The organism is Geobacillus sp. ZGt-1 (assembly GCF_001026865.1).
Classification (GTDB): domain Bacteria; phylum Bacillota; class Bacilli; order Bacillales; family Anoxybacillaceae; genus Geobacillus; species Geobacillus thermoleovorans.
In genome coordinates this window covers 1-642 of the sequence record NZ_LDPD01000029.1, presented here as the reverse complement: position 1 = coordinate 642, position 642 = coordinate 1, and the positions used below count along the sequence as shown (strand labels likewise).

1 protein-coding gene is annotated in these 642 nt (G+C 50.0%); it reads left to right on the top strand.

Annotated elements, in window-relative coordinates:
• Positions 1–57 precede the first annotated feature (57 nt).
• On the top strand, positions 58–621 hold the full coding sequence (locus VU18_RS20865) for a DUF6431 domain-containing protein (protein ID WP_011229674.1): 564 nt from the start codon (positions 58–60) through the stop codon (positions 619–621).
• Positions 622–642 lie beyond the last annotated feature (21 nt).

Here is a 642-nt window from a genome sequence, read left to right as displayed (position 1 = left end):
TTTTGTGAATTATTTCGGAATGGGACATGGGTGATTTTCAGAGGGGGGGACGAGGACGTGATTCGGTTTCATGACTTTCAGGTCGATGTCCAGACATATGCCCAGCGGGGAAAACAAAACGACTTTCCCCTTCTTAAGCGGTGCCCTCATTGCCAGGCAAAACGACCTCTTTATCGCCATGGGTACTACGAACGAAATGCCGTGACGTCGCATCAGTCTTATCGCATTTGGATCGCTCGGTATCGCTGCCCGGAGTGCAGGAGGACGGTGGCCGTGTTGCCTTCATTTCTTCTCCCCTATTTTCAGTATACGTTGCCCACCATATGGAGAGTGGTGAAAGAACGGTTGGGCCTGACTCCGAAACGGGGGATGGAGGAGGCTCCACTCCTTCCTACGGATGAAGGGGTTTTATTTTATGTCCGACGTTTATTCCGAAATTTGAACCACCTTCATTGGTTTTTTGCGGAGCGCTGGAGAAAAATTGGTCCTGCCATCGCCCAAGCGAGAGAACGAGCCCTATGGTGGATCCAGACGATGGAGGAGATCGGCCTCTTTTTCGTCATCCAAGAGATATGGGAGCACCGATCGACGCATCTTTTTGCACGTACATTCAGTTCCTGATTTTACTTATATCCCCTTATA